Raw genomic sequence first — 14,933 nt, 5'->3', positions numbered from 1 at the left:
ATAGTTGAATTTATAAAAGGTTTAGATACCACAAAGTAATATTTCATCAAAAAAATCGTTATATTTGATTGATTTTAGAATACTATGAATTTTGTAGAATGTCACGAAGAACCCATCCATATTCCGGGGTATGTACAAAGTTTTGGATACCTGATTGGCATTGATGCAGAATCTCACTTCATTACTTTTTTCAGTGAAAATATAAGGGATATATTTGCTATCGAAGATGTAAACATCCTTTTCGATAAAAAGATCAGTGATTTTCCGGAAAGCTTCCAAAGTATTATAGAATCAGAGATTTATAATTCACTGAATACGTTTACAAGACGAGAAAATGAGACGTATTTCGATAAAATATTCATCCACGGAACGGAATATCATTTTTCTGTTTTCCGAAATAGCGGCCGCATCTTTTTAGAGTTTGAGAAGGTTATTGAAAATCCCAATAAGCGGATATCCAATAAGTACGATAACTTTTATATTATAGACAATGCTCAGGAAATCTGGGATCAGCTTTTAAACACGCTTTCTAAAATTGTGAATTATGACAGAATGATGGTGTATAAGTTTATGACCGATGGTTCAGGGAAGGTGATTGCTGAAAAAAGAAGTAATGGTACACATAGTTATCTCGGATTGCATTATCCTGAAACGGATATCCCAAGACAGGCCAGGGAACTGTATCTTAAAAAAAGAAAGAGGATTTTCAGTAATGTATATTCTGAAACTGTTCCTATTTTAAGCAAAATACAACAAAATATAGATCTTACATTCGCTGCGTCACGTGGAATGTCTCCTATTCATGGGCAGTATATCAAAAACTCAGGAGCTTCTTCAAGTTTTAGTGTTTCCATCATTATCGATGATAAGCTATGGGGATTGGTAACCTGTCAGAATACCGAACCTAAACATATAGATCTGGAAGACCGCGTTCAGGCAGGGATTTTTACAGCATTGGCATCTAATGCCTATTCGTCTTTTAAAACCAAAAGAGAACTGAAGTATCGCCTGGATCTGAATGAAAAATCTGCATTTCTGAAAACAGAGTTTCTGAAACAAAATTCTTTATTCGACTCTCTGGTTCAGAACAGGAAAGAAATTATGAATATTGCAGAAGCAGATGGTCTGGCAATTATTTCGGATGACAATATTGTAAAAACAGGAATTACTCCAGCCCACGTAGTTATTCAGAAAATAGTAAACTGGGCTTACGAAAACACAGATGAAAGTATTTACATTAACCGCAGTTTCCTGAAAGAGTACGGTAATGATCTGGAACTCGACAAAGATAGTGCAGGGATTATCATATACTTCATAGACCGGGTTAAGAATGAAATGTTGATCTGGTTCCGCCGGGAATTTGACGAACATATAGATTGGGCCGGAAATCCTGAAAAGAAGGTTGATGTTTTCGTTCAAAACGGGGAGGAAAAGCAGATCGTTTCTCCAAGAAAATCTTTTGAAGTATTTAAGGAAAACATTAAAGGTAATTCCAAACGATGGAGTTCCAGAAACATAAGCGGAGTACAGGTGGTTCGTGATGTAATTTTAGAAACATCCCACAAGCAATATAACACCATAAAACAGCTGAATGACCAGCTTAAAAAGGTAAATGAGGAGCTGGATAGTTTTTCTTATACGATCTCTCATGACCTGGGAACACCGCTTACTGTAATGAAGCTTAATGCCCAGATGCTTCTTTCTAATTTTGACAAATCCGAAAAGGAAAAAAATAAGTTAAAGTCTATTATCGAAGAAATTGATAATATGGCAGAGATGATGCATGATGTCCTTCAATTGAGCCGTGCAAAGCACAGTGAAATTGAACTGGAAAGCCTGCAGCCTCATCAGACAATCGAAAAAATTTCTGAGAATGCCAGAATCACTTTCGATAGCCCGAAAACAGAGATTATCATCAAGGAAGCTCCCGAGGTCCTGGCAGATAAAACCATGTTGCACCAGGTATTTTTAAATATCATTAATAATGCCGTAAAATACTCCTCTCATCAGGAGCAACCGACAGTAAAAATCGAAGGGCATGAAGTGGGAGAAACGGTTGTTTATAAAATTTCAGACAATGGAATCGGAATTCCTGAAGAGGAAAAGCATAAAATGTTTAAGATTTTCAACAGAATGGATAATGCCAAGAAGTTTAAGGGGAATGGCATCGGGCTGTCTATTGTTCATAGAATTATGAAGAGAATAGGAGGGAATGTGGATTATAAAAGTGATAAAGAGGGTACTTCTTTCATTTTAACGTTTAAAAAGCCCTAAATTTGAGGAACTTTTAAATCCATATTATGGTATCTGAATATCTTAAACAAAATACAGCTGAATATCACGATGCTGCTGAGAAACTTTTTAACTCTGAAAAGATTTTTAATAAGACCTTTACTTTAGAAGATTATAAAAAAATCATTCATACGAATTACCTGATGCTTTTGCATTCTGAAGATAAAATTTTCAACAGCCTTCATGACAAGTTTGGTGATAAACTTCAATTGGAACAGAGAGTAAAACTTCCCCTTATCGAAAAAGATCTGGAAAGTCTTGCTTTGGAAAACCAAAAGACATCCCAGAGACTTGAGGTAAATAATGAGCATGAGGCATTGGGAATGATGTATGTAATTGAAGGTTCTACATTAGGAGGAAATGTTATTGCGAAACAACTTTCTAAAACGGAGGGTTTTGATGAGGTAACTTTCAATTTCTTCGGTTGTTATCAGGAGAACACGGGACCCATGTGGAAAAACTTTAAAGAGGTTCTGGATACTGAAGTTTCTGAAGAGAACTACAACGAGGTATTATCGGGAGCCAAAAAATTATACACTTTTTTACTGAACGTAAATTAATTTCTGGTCTGAAATCCAAATATATCCTTTGCAGATAATTAACTTCCTGAAAGATTGCTCAATTTTTCAGGAATTGTTAAATTTGGGAGTCAAATTTTTAGACTGAACTAAAAATAAATAATTTTAAAAAGTATACATTATGAAAGTAACTGTAGTAGGTGCAGGCGCTGTAGGAGCAAGCTGTGCAGAATACATCGCTATGAAAAACTTCTGTTCAGAGGTAGTTTTAGTAGACATTAAAGAAGGTTTTGCTGAAGGTAAAGCAATGGATTTGATGCAGACAGCGTCGCTTAACGGTTTTGATACCAAAATTACGGGAACAACAGGAGACTACAGCAAAACTGCAGGATCTCATGTAGCAGTAATCACTTCAGGGATTCCAAGAAAACCTGGAATGACAAGAGAAGAATTGATCGGAATTAATGCAGGAATCGTAAAAGACGTTACTGCTAACCTGGTAAAGCATTCTCCTGATGTAATTATCATTGTAGTTTCTAACCCTATGGATACAATGGCATATTTAGTACACAAAACTTCCGGTCTTCCAAAACATAAGATCATCGGAATGGGGGGTGCATTGGATTCTGCCAGATTTAAATACAGATTGGCTGAAGCATTGGAAAGCCCTATTTCTGATGTAGACGGAATGGTAATCGCTGCTCACAGTGATACAGGAATGCTTCCATTATTGAGCAAAGCGACAAGAAACGGAGTTCCTGTAACTGAATTCCTTGATGCTGATCAACAAAAATATGTAATTGAAGAAACGAAAGTTGGTGGAGCTACATTAACTAAATTATTAGGAACTTCAGCTTGGTATGCTCCAGGTGCGGCTGTTTCTGTAATGGTTCAGGCAATTGCATGTGACCAGAAAAAAATGATCCCTTGTTCTTTGATGCTTGAAGGGGAATACAACCAAACTGATATCTGCTTAGGTGTTCCTGCTATTATCGGTAAAAATGGTGTTGAAAAGATCGTAAACGTAACACTTACTGTAGAAGAGCAATTGAAGTTTGCTGAGGCTGCTAAAGCGGTAAGAGAAGTGAACGGAGATCTGAAGTTTTAATTACATTAAACTTTATATATAAAAAACGCGCCCAAAAGGCGCGTTTTTTTATGTAGTCTTTTTAATCAATTCTTTCGATCAACATCTTTCTTCCACCCGCATCAATTTCCTGTTTCAAAACCTGGTTGGATTTTGTGTCAATATAAAAAGTCATTTTTACAGCATTGTCAGAAATATCATCTGTCACACTCACCATCCAGACCTCTTTATTGAGAAAAGTTCCTTTTTGTGTATCTGTAATATGGGCCTTCATTAACCTCTTGCTTGATTTCGGATTGTAGTCAAAAATGGCAATATCAGTCTTATAATGATCTTTAAGCGGTAACCACCGGATGATCTGAGGATAGATGTTACTATCGAAAAATCCTCCCTCTCCCTTTTCGTTAATTTCGGTTTTGGTATTGCTTGCTTTGTCTGTATAATATCCGGTTACTGTTTTCCCAAAATGTAAAGCCATGTCCCTTTGTGTGTTGAAAGAAGTATGTTTTATTGGTTTTAATTGAGGAAGCTCTGCAATGGTTTCATCAACCCAATCTGGCTTACCAGCCATTTTTACGGTAGTTTTTACATCCACTGTGGTATTGCTACGGGTAATTTCTGTGTTTATCTTAGCAATTTCAATTTTAGCCCCATCCTTTAAGGCATACCAGATCATTGCTTCTTTTTCATTTTTGATTAAGTTATTGATCACTTCATTCTTTTCAGGAGTCTGAACTTTATCTTGTGCACAAAATAGGGAATTGCCTAATATCATCATGAGAACTGTGCAGGAAAGAAACCTTGTTTTCATAGTATAGTTATTTGTTGGTTATAATCAGTAAGTCACTGAAAATAAACAAATGTTACATTGCTATGAGTATTATGGGATAGGGAGAAATAAAAAACGCACAATTTGTGCGTTTTTAGGTAATCTCTTATTTTTCAGCGTGAAGGCCAATTCGGTTGCCTTCCGTATCTCTAATTACAGCAATATAGCCTGCATTCATTTTCATCGCCGGACTTACGATCCTGCCACCAGCCGATTCTACTTTGTCCAAGACCACCTGGATTTCCGGATAAGCATTGATGTAGACTAATGTTCCTTTGTCCGAAGGCTGATTGTTTTCTGATTTTGATAAAACTCCTGTAATTCTACCCGAGGTAGCCTGCACAACATCAGGGTTATAAGGGAAGAAGGTAAGTTCTTCCTGAGTTTCCGGAATAGAGCGTGTGATCATTTTAATATCTAAAATTGTTTCATAAAATGTTTTCGCCCTTTCCGTATTGATGACCGGAATTTCAAACCATGTAATAACATTGGTGTTTTCGTCAATTTTTTTTAATGCTTTCATAGCTTAATATTTATGGTGTATGATTAAGGCAGCTAATACAATACCAATAGCATCTATGTTTGAATTATTTTTATTGACAATTTGCAGATTTATTATTTTTTCCTTCCTACAAAATTCCAGACCGCTTTAATGAATTCAGGATTTTTTTCATAATACAGCAGGTGTCCGCCATCAATGGAAACAATTTCTTTATCAGGGAACTTAAAGGATTGATAGTGTTTTGTACCTACAGCCTTATCCTTTTTTCCTGTAATGATCAATGTTGGGGTTTTGATATCCTTTGTAATTAATGTATAATCTGCATAATACTCCGGGAATTCTTTGGGTTTTGAAATAACGGCCATTCCGAAGTCAATGATTCTTGGATGTAATGAATCAACCTTATCCATTTCTTTGATCGTTTCAATATCATCCGTAAGGAATCTGAATCCCATTCTTTTGGATCTTAAAGCCTTGCTTAATTTGGAAAGCTCAGAAGAAAGACTGTCTTTTGCAATCTTTTGGTTTTTCAAATGAAGAAGCTCATTGGCATATTCAATCTGTTCTTTGACAGATTCATTATTTAAGAAATGTAAAGTCACATTGGCTAAAATAATGCCTTTTACATTTTGAGGATATTTTTTAGCATAGCTTACGGCAATAATTCCTCCAAAAGAATGAGCCATTAAGAAAACCTTGTTTAATTTTAGATGCTGTCTTAATTCTTCAATATCCTGTACCATTTTATCCAAATGATAATCATCCGATTGTGCAGATTTTCCGGATCCTCTCTGGTCCATGTAGACCATTTTAAGATTTTTCTCGAGATGGTTCCCTCCCATTAACTCAAATGAAGGATAGCCCTGACCCGGTCCTCCAGGAATATAGATACAGGCTTCACCATTTCCGGAAACTTTGTAATGGATCTGTACATGATCACTTGTCTGAAAAAAATCCTCAGATTTGGATTGAGCTGATATAGTATTAATGAATAATAGCAGAGTAAAGAAAATAAATTTCATGTATACAATTTTATACGAATATAACATTTTATAACAGGTATTTATTACACCTCTTTTATCTTAAGAGATAGAAGATAGGTCTCTGTACTTTTAAAATAATCCAGCCAGATCTTGTAGGATTATATTTCTACGGTTTTCGGTACCTTAAATAACAAAACCACAGCCCATATTTGCAGAATAGTTTGAGCAACATTTATAATTCCAAGAACAGGATCTGCTAAAAAATTCATTATTACAATTGGGATTGCAAGAATTCCTAAAATTAAAAGAACCAAAAGGACATATTTTATCAATTCTGTACCTTTTCCTGCTAAATATCCAATTCCAAAAATGATTGCAATTGTTACTACAGCTGTAAATATTGCAGAACCTGAACTAAGAGATTCATAGGTCCAGATCATATTACCGACACCTAACGCAGCTGAAAGATAAATTAAGTTAGCTGCTTTCATATGGTTAGAGTGGGGAATGACCTCTGCTTTTTCTTTTTCTGTTGTGATCAAAGAATTCTTTCGTTCAATTTCTTCAGGACTGAATTCTTTTCCTCTGGATTCCAATATATCAGATGCATATAGAATAGCTTGAGGCACAACCTTAGTATCTGGTTTTATATATTTTTCAAGCCCCTGGCTTGACATTTTTTCTAAGACATTTTTATTGACGCTCATTTTAAATCAGATCGTAGTTTTTTAAGATCGCAAATTTAATAAAACCTCTCTCTTAAAATAAACAAATCTGAATAATAAATAGATTTCAGCTAAAAGACTAAATCTACTTTTCTGTAGCCGAAAAAGTGGGTGTGTTTATAAAAATAAAAGAAGCAAATTTTCTTTATGTAAAATTGAAAGTAGTGAAAAATTATATTCTATATTTCTGAACTTATAATTAAAATATTATTAAAAAATATTGTAAATACTTATTTCACTTGTAATAAAATTTATTTTTGAACTGTCTATTATGATAGACACCTTAATTCAATATGAAGCAAAAATTATTTTTTCTCTTATTCATCGTATATGCATTTTCGCACGGACAAAAAATAGAACTCGGGAAATCATATCCAAATCTGTCATTTGATGGATCTTCTGATGCTCATTATCATTTGAACTTGAAAAAAGGAGATATTTATCTCTTTACAGTTTATCAAAATAATATAGATGTTGAAGTTATACTTATGGATTCATCAGGGAAAAAAGTTGCTTCTGTAGATCTTGCAGACGGTAACAATGGTTATGATAAAATGGAGTTTTCACCCGAAAAAGATGATTATTACAAGCTGGTTATTCGTTCTGTTGAAAAAGAGAAAAAACCAAATGGGGTGATTGGAATTACTTCAAAAAAACTGACCAAAAATGAATTGAAAAACCGGGAGAAGGTAGCTCTTGGTCTGAAGAAAGAAAATGCTAAAGATATCATGACTGTAGATGTCATGCATTTTTGGGAAGCATATGATCAGTTGAAGCTGGCAAAAAGTAAACAGGATAGCATAGATGTTATCCAAAAAATATATCTGGACCGCGCAACAGATGGGCTTAGGGAATTTGAGAAAGTAAGGTACTTTTCTGCAGAGTTTTTTGTTGAACGGATAAAAAAATACAGTAAATTCTATACTAGTGTCAGAAACAATACCATGATAGCCATGCAGATGGAAAATATAGGATCAGTGATCACTGAATTCAAAAAATGGTATCCGGAAGCAAAACCTGCTAAAATCTGTTTTGTTATTGGCCCTATGTCAACAGGAGGAACAATTTCGGGTAATTATATATTGATAGGCGTAGAAATGCTTGCTGGAAATAAGGATTGTGATATATCTGAAATAACGAATGAAAACCTAAAAGCGGATATTTTATCCCGGAATAATGAATCGGATGTGGTTGATTTTATTAAAGAAACAGCGGTTCATGAATACATCCATACCCAACAGAGAAAAACTGATAAAAATGCATGTGAATGCATTCTTCTGGAACATATCATAAAAGAAGGCGTGGCATCATATATTTCGGAGAAAGTATTGTTGGAAAAAAAGAACTATAACAGCAGAGCATTTATGTATGGTAAAGAAAATGAGAAAAGACTTTGGAATGAGCTCAAAAATGAGTTATGCACAAAAGATTTTAGTAACTGGCTTTTTAATGCTTCTGTCAGCAAGGACCGGCCGGGAGATCTTGGTTACAGAATGGGCTACAATCTGGCCGAAGCCTATTATGAAAATGCCACAGATAAAAAATCCGCTTTAAAAGAAATGATCGAAATGGAAAATCCACTTCTGTTTCTTGATCAGAGTAAATATGACCTAAAGTTCAGATAAGTGAAATAAAAGCATCAAGATTACCGCGCTAAAGAAAAAAATAGATACCAAGATAAACCTAAAACCACGAGATGAAAAGGACTACATTATTGATATTCAGTGTTATTACAGTGTATTTTTGTTCTACCAACCAAAAGCTTAGCCCAGAGAATTCTTTCGAAAAAGATGTTGAGAAAGTGGCAGACAGTATTAAAGTGAATGATATTGTCATTAAAAACCTTTTCAAATATCAGATACTGGCGCATCACAATAATTCTTTTGATGAAAAAATGATTGTTCAAAAGGTTTATCATCCTCATAAAAGGCTTTGGGATAGTTGCTATGCTATGATCTTTGGTGAAAAAAATGCTTCTTTATACAATACTCCGGAAGGAATGGTTGAATGGAATAAAACACTTTATCCCAAACATAAAGCTGAGTTTGATCATAAAACAAAAGAATTGCTAAAGGTGAATATCAACCGTGTGCTGACTACTAATTTGAAGAAATTTGGCAGAATGGTTCCATACCAGCCTAAAGCAACTATTAGTATACTTTTCAGCCCACTAACAGGAATTGGTTTTGGAGGTTGTAATGCCGGGCAATTTGCTCTTGAACTCAATAATAAAAATATTGATCCTGAATTTATACTCGAGAAAGGGTTGCCTCATGAACTCAATCATTTGGTATATGAAAAGTTCAGAAATAAGGATAAAGATAAAAATTCAGCATTAAGCCAGACTATTGATGAGGGTTTTGCCTGTTATTTTACCTGGGTATTTTTCGAAGGGAAAATGGAGAAGCACAATGCAGTAGAAAATATGTCCCAGGAAAACTGGACATGGTATCTGAATCATGAAAAGGAAATCTTCACCAATGTAAAACCTTATTTTGAGGATACCTCAGGAGATAATCCATTGTTAAGAAATGATCGGAAAAAGCTTTTCCCCCAAGCTCCCAAAACTTTAAATTACTGGCTTGGCTTCAGGATTGTAGAAAAATATGTAGAAAAGCATGGACCTGAATCGTGGAAGGATATATACAAACTGACCCCTAAAGAGGTGCTTGGCAAAAGCGGCTACGAAAATTATATAGCTACATTGTAAACATTTATTTTGTTGAAATGATTTCAACAAAAAAGAGTGGGTAACCACTCTTTTTTCATATCATTAGTAGACGCATCCACATCCTGTTTCCCATTCCTGGCAGAAACGTTTGGGTTCATGACATCCACCTATTGGGCCACCACCTGTTTTGGGAGTTTTATAACATACATCACCACTACAGTAAGTATCATAACCAGGACCCGCCGGAGGACAAACGCCATCGAGGCAAAATGCATACGCTGTATCACCGCCGCTGATCAATACCAGATCTGTTCTTGATAATTTCTTTGAATTTTTCATAGTAATAGTATTTTAATTTATTGATTACTAATATACTAAAATTATCAAGGCAATTTAATGCGACTGATTGGTCATTGATGAGGAGTGGGATCTGTTATTCAAATATGCGGGAGAAAATCCATATTGCTTTTTAAATACATAAGAAAAATGGGAGAGATCTTCGAAGCCAAGATCAATATAAATTTCTGTCGGTTTTTTATGCTCTTTGTCCAATAGAAAATAAGCTTCCTGCAAACGCCTTTTTATTAGCCATTTACCGGGAGTCATGTTGAAGATCGTTTTAAATTCACGCTTGAATGTTGACAAACTCCTTCCTGTCATAAATGCAAAGCGTTCAAGGCTGATGTTGAATTTAAAATTATGATTCATAAATAGTTCCAAATCAATTTTATGAGGGGCGCTGAAATTAAAGAAGATATTCTTTAGTTCGTGATTGTTTTTTAACAGAATCATAAGAAGTTCTTCTCTTTTAATATCAACAAAAATACTGTCTAATTGTTCTGTTCCGTTGTAATATGGCTCTAAGGACTGAACAAAATTTTTAATCAGTTTATCTTCATCTATAAACAAAAAGGAGTCGTCGTTTTCCGTTGGTTCTACAGAGTAGGGATGACGTTCCAGAAATTTTTTTAGGAATGCTTCATCAAAAGCTATAATTACTTTTTCAAAGGCTCCGTCTTCCTTGTGCTTTGTGTAACGTACCAGATGATTTTTTCTTGCAATGCAGTAATCCCCGGGTCTCATAGTGTAATGCTTATAACCATCATATGAAACCATTGATCCTTTGAGCAAAAACAGAAAGAAATGTTCCGGAATAAATTGTTCCGGTGATATTTCAGGACCAAGGTGGCAGGATTGTATGTTGTTAAATTTCAATGGACTATTGCTTTAGTATGACAAATTTATGGTTTTAACATTAAACTATCTGCACTGGCTAATATTGCTTCTTCTCTGCTTCTGGGATTCCATCCCAGTAAAGATCTGGCTTTTTCATTAGAAATTTCTTTGTAGAAATGAATGTCAATTGGATTTAACGCCTTAATATTGGAAGCATATTCGCTTCTCTTTTCCTTTATTAGTTCAGCTACATCGTAAAATGACATAACTCCTTCTGAAGTGGCAATGAATCTTTCTCCAGCAGCATTAGGATGGAGCATGGCTTTGATATGAATATCCGCAACGTCTCTTACATCTACTACACCCATAGTGAAATTGGGATTGTAATTGGTAGTTCCGTTAATAATTCCTGTAATTGCAATATCCAATGAAGCTGAAGAAATTCCAGCGAGCGCAGGACCAAAAATACCCACGGGATTTATTACGGTTAATTCCATATTATTACCTTCTGTATGTATAAATTTCCAAGCTGCTTTTTCGGCAACAGTTTTCGATTTTATATAAGGAGGAAGTTCAGCATTGAGATCTGTCCAGTCTCTTTCTGTGAAAATGTGTCCTTCTGTATTATTAGTATAACCAACTGCGGCAAAAGATGAGGTAAGAACTACTCTTTTTACCCCTGCAGATCTCGAAAATTGTAATACGCGTAAAGCTCCATCCCTGGCAGGAATAATCAGCTCATTTTCATCTTTAGGATCTTGAGCAGGGAAAGGAGACGCTATATGAATTACAAAATTACAGTTTTTGGTTGCTGCATCCCAATTACGGTCACTTGTAAGGTCTGTTTCATAAAAGGACAGGTGTGAGAAGTCTGAAATTCCACCTTCTTTCAGTGCTTTCAATATGACATCTTTTTTATGAAGTGAGCGAAGGGTTGTTTTTACTGTATATCCTTGTTGTAATAATTGAAGAATTGTGTGAATTCCCACGAATCCGGTTCCTCCTGTTACCAATACCGTTTTTCCTGATATTAAATTTTCCATTTTTTTTAATTTTACAGGACAAAGTTCATAATAAACTAAGCTGTTGGCTTTGTTGAGGAGTTCAAATTTTCTTTGTTGTGAGGTTCATAGTTAATCTGAAAATCTGGAAATACCCTATGCTTCTTCACTATAATTTTAAACTCTTTTATTACAAATACAAAACCGATATTCAATTGAACACCGGCTTTGCATTTATATAAAAGAACTATTAACTTCTAAAAGCTATTATTTAATTCTTTATTATTTATTGAATACCTCGAAAGCGCCTTCTGAGCCTGCAAAGAAATTATTGTAAACCATTTCGGTATTTCCGACGCGAACTTCAAAGGTGTCTTGCTCAAGGGCTTTTACAAGATCTTCAGCAACAACAGATGCCGGAATGCCGTTTTCACGACCACCGATCTCTACAGAGAAATCTGTGTCAACCAAAGGAGGCATAAGCTCAAAAACCTTAATGCCCGTATCTTTTGCCAGTTCATATCTCAATAATCTTGTATAGGAATGTAAAGCTGCCTTGGAATCCGAATAGGTGGGCACATGAGATCCCGGAATAAATGCAACAATTGAGGATACGTTAACTATTGCCGCGTTGTTTTGCTGTTTCAGTAAAGGGAGTAATTTTTCAGTAAGTCGGATAGGAGCAAAGTAATTGGTTGTAAATTCTGCAATCGCTTTAGTATAGGTGTCAGAAGAGTCCGATAAAGTATAAGCATATGCATGGCCGGCATTATTAATCAGGATGTTCAATGTCCCAAAATTGATTTTAATCTCTTCTATCAGACGATTGATGTCATTTTCATCAGTGATGTCTGCCTGAATAGTGAATACATTTTCCAATCCCTGAGCAGCATTGTCAAGTTTTTCTTTGTTTCTACCTACAATAATAATTTTATTGGACGGATTTAACAATTTTGCGATTTCTAAGCCGATTCCTGATCCTCCTCCTGTGATAAGGATGGTGTTGTTTGTAATGTTCATAACTGTTGATTTAAAATATTTATTTTATATTGTACCATTTAGTACAAAATTGTCCAAAAAAATTTAGTCAAGCACTTTCAAATTCATTTCAATGATTGAACGAAGTGTTTTACATGAATTCTCCATACGTCTTGTAACATGAAGTCCATTCCATAAATTGGTGAGATGCCACGCAAGAATTTCAGGATCTTCTGCATTTTTTATTTGTCCGGTGTCCTGAGCTTTTTTGATCGATTTTTTAAAGGTCTGCTGAAGTTTTTTCAAAAGCCTTCCTGAGATGTGCTTGGCTTCAATATCTTTTTCGGATAGCTGTACTAAAGCATTTCCCAGATAGCAACCTGTCTCTCTATCGCAATCAGGTTTTTGGGAAAGCTGTAAAAAAAATGTTTTAATCAGTTCAATTTCGTTATCAGAACTTGAAAGCTGCTGCTCAAATCTACTAAGAAAACCTTCGGAAAACTGTTCAATGGAACGTACATAAAGCTCCTGTTTTCCTCCTTTAAAGGCATGATAAAAACTTCCTTTTCCTATTCCCATCGCATTAAGCAATTCGTCTGCAGAAGACGCATCGTATCCCTTTGCTCTGAAAACTTCAGTAGCCTTTTCAATTGCCTGATGCTCGTCGAATATTTTAGGTCTTCCTGCCATGATGAATGATTTAACAGAGCAAAGGTATGTAATTGTACCGTTCGGTACAAAATGGAATTTGTAATATCTTTAATTGATTTTGTCGATTGAGTTAAAAATGAGATCATCTCTTTTTCGTCCAGATAATAAACAGAGCCACAGCAGAAAAAATATATTTATATCAATTTGTCCTGCTTCTCCCCGTGAAATATGAAATACACTTGCGAAAATCATCAATATAATTACTCCATATGCTGTGTATAAAGTAAGCCTTGATTTGAGTGTTATCAGATCAGGAAGAAGAATCCCGATCGCAGCCACCGCATCAATAATTCCTGTTACCAAAACCAAACTACGGTTTTGTTCAGTCCATGGCCACATTTGAGCTAATGTTTCAGCAGGCTGGAATAATTTCATAGAGGCTGCCCAAAGTAGTGAAACGGATAAAAAGATTTTTGCAGCCCAAATGGTAATGCTTAAAATTTTTGAGGTTTTCATTTCTAATGATCTATTGATTTTAATGATTCAAAATTACTTACATTTGTTATGCGGCCATGGTTACTTTCCCTTTGGATAGTACTTTCCGGCCGGAAAGTAATAATGAAATCAATAAGTTATGCTGGCAAAAGGAGGATGCCCCAAGACAATGCTTTCTATTAAGGATGCTCTTGAAGCAGTAGAAGGAAAGTGGAAATTATTAATTTTATTTTCTTTATCTGAAAAACCCAAAAGATTTGGCGAACTTTCTAAAGAAGTAACCGGTATTACAGATAAAATTCTGTCCAAAGAGTTGAAACTTCTGGAGGTAAATAAACTGATAAAAAGGGAAGCTTTTGATACTGTTCCGCCTAAAGTAGAATATTCCATTACAGAGCACGGCATGTCCCTTGAAAAAGTTTTGGACGAGCTGCACTTCTGGGGACTTTCTCACCGATCAAGAATTCTAAGTGAATGGTAGAGCTATAAGACATCAAAGCTCATGTATATTGCTGTTTCCGTAGAGTCATTATAGAGTTTTGTATTGATCCCAGTAAAACTAAATCCTGCACGCAGATAAAATTTTATGGCAGGGTAGTTGGTGTTTTGGGTTTCCAGTTCTACGATTCTGCAATTTAAATCCCGGGCTTCTCTGTTTGCCTTTTTAATCAGTTGCTTTCCAATATCCTGTCCTCTAAATTTTTCACTGATTAAAATATTTTCAATATAAAAGCTATTATTCCACTCCCGGAATTCGGCAATAAGCCATCCTACAAGTTCACCATTGATAAAGGCCCCGAAAGAGTGTCCCTGCTTTATAACCTCATTGAGATCATTAATCTCATCAGGACCTGTTTCCCAGTTTTTTTTATAATGCTGTTTTTTCTCTCTTAATGAAAATTCAAAAATATTACCCATCGCAATGGCGGAAACAACAAATATCGTATCTGTCTCATATCCATTAAGTCCCCAATTGACTGTTGGGTCAGATATCAGTTTTTCTAACTTCTTAATTTCTGTCATTT

The 14,933-nt window shown here is 35.2% G+C and carries 17 protein-coding genes; 6 read left to right on the top strand and 11 right to left on the bottom strand.

The features are described from left to right. Positions 1-84: 84 nt before the first annotated feature. The 3 genes from AC0INN_RS14920 (at position 85) to AC0INN_RS14910 (ending at position 3,918) form a co-directional block, all read left to right on the top strand. Positions 85-2,274, top strand: coding sequence for an ATP-binding protein (locus AC0INN_RS14920; protein WP_306613877.1), 2,190 nt, complete (start codon positions 85-87; stop codon positions 2,272-2,274). A 26-nt stretch (positions 2,275-2,300) separates the two neighbouring features. Then, a complete protein-coding gene (locus AC0INN_RS14915; protein ID WP_172279866.1) occupies positions 2,301-2,852 on the top strand; it encodes a biliverdin-producing heme oxygenase in 552 nt (183 codons plus the stop codon). Positions 2,853-2,991: 139 nt separating this feature from the next. Then, positions 2,992-3,918 (top strand): malate dehydrogenase, encoded by a 927-nt coding sequence (locus AC0INN_RS14910; protein WP_172279865.1) that lies wholly within the window; start codon positions 2,992-2,994, stop codon positions 3,916-3,918. A gap of 61 nt (positions 3,919-3,979) precedes the next feature. Here AC0INN_RS14910 and AC0INN_RS14905 read toward each other — a convergent pair whose 3' ends face one another. The 4 genes from AC0INN_RS14905 to AC0INN_RS14890 all read right to left on the bottom strand — a co-directional run bounded on the left by AC0INN_RS14905 (position 3,980) and on the right by AC0INN_RS14890 (position 6,918). After that, positions 3,980-4,708 carry a DUF3108 domain-containing protein gene (locus AC0INN_RS14905; protein ID WP_172279864.1) on the bottom strand — a complete coding sequence of 243 codons (729 nt, stop codon included), beginning with the start codon at positions 4,706-4,708 and terminating at the stop codon, positions 3,980-3,982. Positions 4,709-4,832: 124 nt separating this feature from the next. Continuing rightward, positions 4,833-5,249, bottom strand: coding sequence for a VOC family protein (locus tag AC0INN_RS14900; RefSeq protein ID WP_172279863.1), 417 nt, complete (start codon positions 5,247-5,249; stop codon positions 4,833-4,835). 92 nt (positions 5,250-5,341) lie between these two features. Next, the gene (locus AC0INN_RS14895) at positions 5,342-6,250 is read right to left on the bottom strand and encodes an alpha/beta fold hydrolase (RefSeq protein ID WP_306613873.1); all 909 of its coding nucleotides are present in this window, start codon (positions 6,248-6,250) and stop codon (positions 5,342-5,344) included. A 119-nt stretch (positions 6,251-6,369) separates the two neighbouring features. Next, positions 6,370-6,918, bottom strand: coding sequence for a hypothetical protein (locus AC0INN_RS14890; RefSeq protein WP_306613871.1), 549 nt, complete (start codon positions 6,916-6,918; stop codon positions 6,370-6,372). 311 nt (positions 6,919-7,229) lie between these two features. Here AC0INN_RS14890 and AC0INN_RS14885 point away from each other — a divergent pair, with 311 nt between their 5' ends. Together AC0INN_RS14885 and AC0INN_RS14880 are read left to right on the top strand one after the other, a co-directional pair. Continuing rightward, positions 7,230-8,561, top strand: coding sequence for a DUF2268 domain-containing putative Zn-dependent protease (locus AC0INN_RS14885; protein WP_306613869.1), 1,332 nt, complete (start codon positions 7,230-7,232; stop codon positions 8,559-8,561). A 71-nt stretch (positions 8,562-8,632) separates the two neighbouring features. Further along, complete coding sequence (locus AC0INN_RS14880; protein ID WP_273648817.1) at positions 8,633-9,646, top strand: gliding motility protein GldB-related protein; 1,014 nt, start codon at positions 8,633-8,635, stop codon at positions 9,644-9,646. 63 nt (positions 9,647-9,709) lie between these two features. Here the strand turns inward: AC0INN_RS14880 and AC0INN_RS14875 are convergent, their stop codons facing one another. The 6 genes from AC0INN_RS14875 to AC0INN_RS14850 all read right to left on the bottom strand — a co-directional run bounded on the left by AC0INN_RS14875 (position 9,710) and on the right by AC0INN_RS14850 (position 13,929). Then, positions 9,710-9,946, bottom strand: a complete 237-nt coding sequence (locus tag AC0INN_RS14875; RefSeq protein WP_306613867.1) for a hypothetical protein — start codon at positions 9,944-9,946, stop codon at positions 9,710-9,712. Positions 9,947-10,000: 54 nt separating this feature from the next. After that, positions 10,001-10,822 carry a helix-turn-helix transcriptional regulator gene (locus AC0INN_RS14870; protein WP_306613865.1) on the bottom strand — a complete coding sequence of 274 codons (822 nt, stop codon included), beginning with the start codon at positions 10,820-10,822 and terminating at the stop codon, positions 10,001-10,003. A gap of 26 nt (positions 10,823-10,848) precedes the next feature. Further along, a complete protein-coding gene (locus tag AC0INN_RS14865; RefSeq protein WP_306613863.1) occupies positions 10,849-11,826 on the bottom strand; it encodes an SDR family oxidoreductase in 978 nt (325 codons plus the stop codon). A gap of 240 nt (positions 11,827-12,066) precedes the next feature. Continuing rightward, complete coding sequence (locus AC0INN_RS14860) at positions 12,067-12,804, bottom strand: SDR family oxidoreductase (RefSeq protein WP_306613861.1); 738 nt, start codon at positions 12,802-12,804, stop codon at positions 12,067-12,069. A 63-nt stretch (positions 12,805-12,867) separates the two neighbouring features. Continuing rightward, positions 12,868-13,452, bottom strand: a complete 585-nt coding sequence (locus AC0INN_RS14855) for a TetR/AcrR family transcriptional regulator (RefSeq protein WP_306613859.1) — start codon at positions 13,450-13,452, stop codon at positions 12,868-12,870. Positions 13,453-13,521: 69 nt separating this feature from the next. Beyond that, positions 13,522-13,929: a DoxX family protein gene (locus AC0INN_RS14850; RefSeq protein ID WP_306613857.1), complete on the bottom strand. Its 408-nt coding sequence runs from the start codon at positions 13,927-13,929 to the stop codon at positions 13,522-13,524. A 118-nt stretch (positions 13,930-14,047) separates the two neighbouring features. Between AC0INN_RS14850 and AC0INN_RS14845 the strand changes: the two genes are divergently transcribed. Continuing rightward, the gene (locus tag AC0INN_RS14845) at positions 14,048-14,389 is read left to right on the top strand and encodes a winged helix-turn-helix transcriptional regulator (protein WP_172279846.1); all 342 of its coding nucleotides are present in this window, start codon (positions 14,048-14,050) and stop codon (positions 14,387-14,389) included. A 2-nt stretch (positions 14,390-14,391) separates the two neighbouring features. On the opposite strand, the gene AC0INN_RS14840 is transcribed toward AC0INN_RS14845, so the two are convergent. Further along, complete coding sequence (locus AC0INN_RS14840; RefSeq protein ID WP_273648803.1) at positions 14,392-14,931, bottom strand: GNAT family N-acetyltransferase; 540 nt, start codon at positions 14,929-14,931, stop codon at positions 14,392-14,394. Between the last annotated feature and the right edge of the window lie 2 nt (positions 14,932-14,933).

The sequence above is a fragment of the Chryseobacterium subflavum genome (assembly GCF_055762745.1).
The sequence above is the reverse complement of the archived record's forward strand: the minus strand, read 5'-3'. Positions and strand labels throughout refer to the sequence as shown.

Bases quoted from the DNA above. Each gene is read 5' to 3' on its own strand.
- AC0INN_RS14875 (WP_306613867.1), bottom strand. From the start codon at position 9,946: ATGAAAAATTCAAAGAAATTATCAAGAACAGATCTGGTATTGATCAGC.
- AC0INN_RS14850 (WP_306613857.1), bottom strand. From the start codon at position 13,929: ATGAAAACCTCAAAAATTTTAAGCATTACCATTTGGGCTGCAAAAATC.
- AC0INN_RS14910 (WP_172279865.1), top strand. From the start codon at position 2,992: ATGAAAGTAACTGTAGTAGGTGCAGGCGCTGTAGGAGCAAGCTGTGCA.
- AC0INN_RS14845 (WP_172279846.1), top strand. From the start codon at position 14,048: ATGCTGGCAAAAGGAGGATGCCCCAAGACAATGCTTTCTATTAAGGAT.
- AC0INN_RS14880 (WP_273648817.1), top strand. From the start codon at position 8,633: ATGAAAAGGACTACATTATTGATATTCAGTGTTATTACAGTGTATTTT.
- AC0INN_RS14840 (WP_273648803.1), bottom strand. From the start codon at position 14,931: ATGACAGAAATTAAGAAGTTAGAAAAACTGATATCTGACCCAACAGTC.
- AC0INN_RS14860 (WP_306613861.1), bottom strand. From the start codon at position 12,804: ATGAACATTACAAACAACACCATCCTTATCACAGGAGGAGGATCAGGA.
- AC0INN_RS14915 (WP_172279866.1), top strand. From the start codon at position 2,301: ATGGTATCTGAATATCTTAAACAAAATACAGCTGAATATCACGATGCT.
- AC0INN_RS14895 (WP_306613873.1), bottom strand. From the start codon at position 6,250: ATGAAATTTATTTTCTTTACTCTGCTATTATTCATTAATACTATATCA.
- AC0INN_RS14890 (WP_306613871.1), bottom strand. From the start codon at position 6,918: ATGAGCGTCAATAAAAATGTCTTAGAAAAAATGTCAAGCCAGGGGCTT.
- AC0INN_RS14920 (WP_306613877.1), top strand. From the start codon at position 85: ATGAATTTTGTAGAATGTCACGAAGAACCCATCCATATTCCGGGGTAT.
- AC0INN_RS14905 (WP_172279864.1), bottom strand. From the start codon at position 4,708: ATGAAAACAAGGTTTCTTTCCTGCACAGTTCTCATGATGATATTAGGC.
- AC0INN_RS14865 (WP_306613863.1), bottom strand. From the start codon at position 11,826: ATGGAAAATTTAATATCAGGAAAAACGGTATTGGTAACAGGAGGAACC.
- AC0INN_RS14885 (WP_306613869.1), top strand. From the start codon at position 7,230: ATGAAGCAAAAATTATTTTTTCTCTTATTCATCGTATATGCATTTTCG.
- AC0INN_RS14900 (WP_172279863.1), bottom strand. From the start codon at position 5,249: ATGAAAGCATTAAAAAAAATTGACGAAAACACCAATGTTATTACATGG.
- AC0INN_RS14855 (WP_306613859.1), bottom strand. From the start codon at position 13,452: ATGGCAGGAAGACCTAAAATATTCGACGAGCATCAGGCAATTGAAAAG.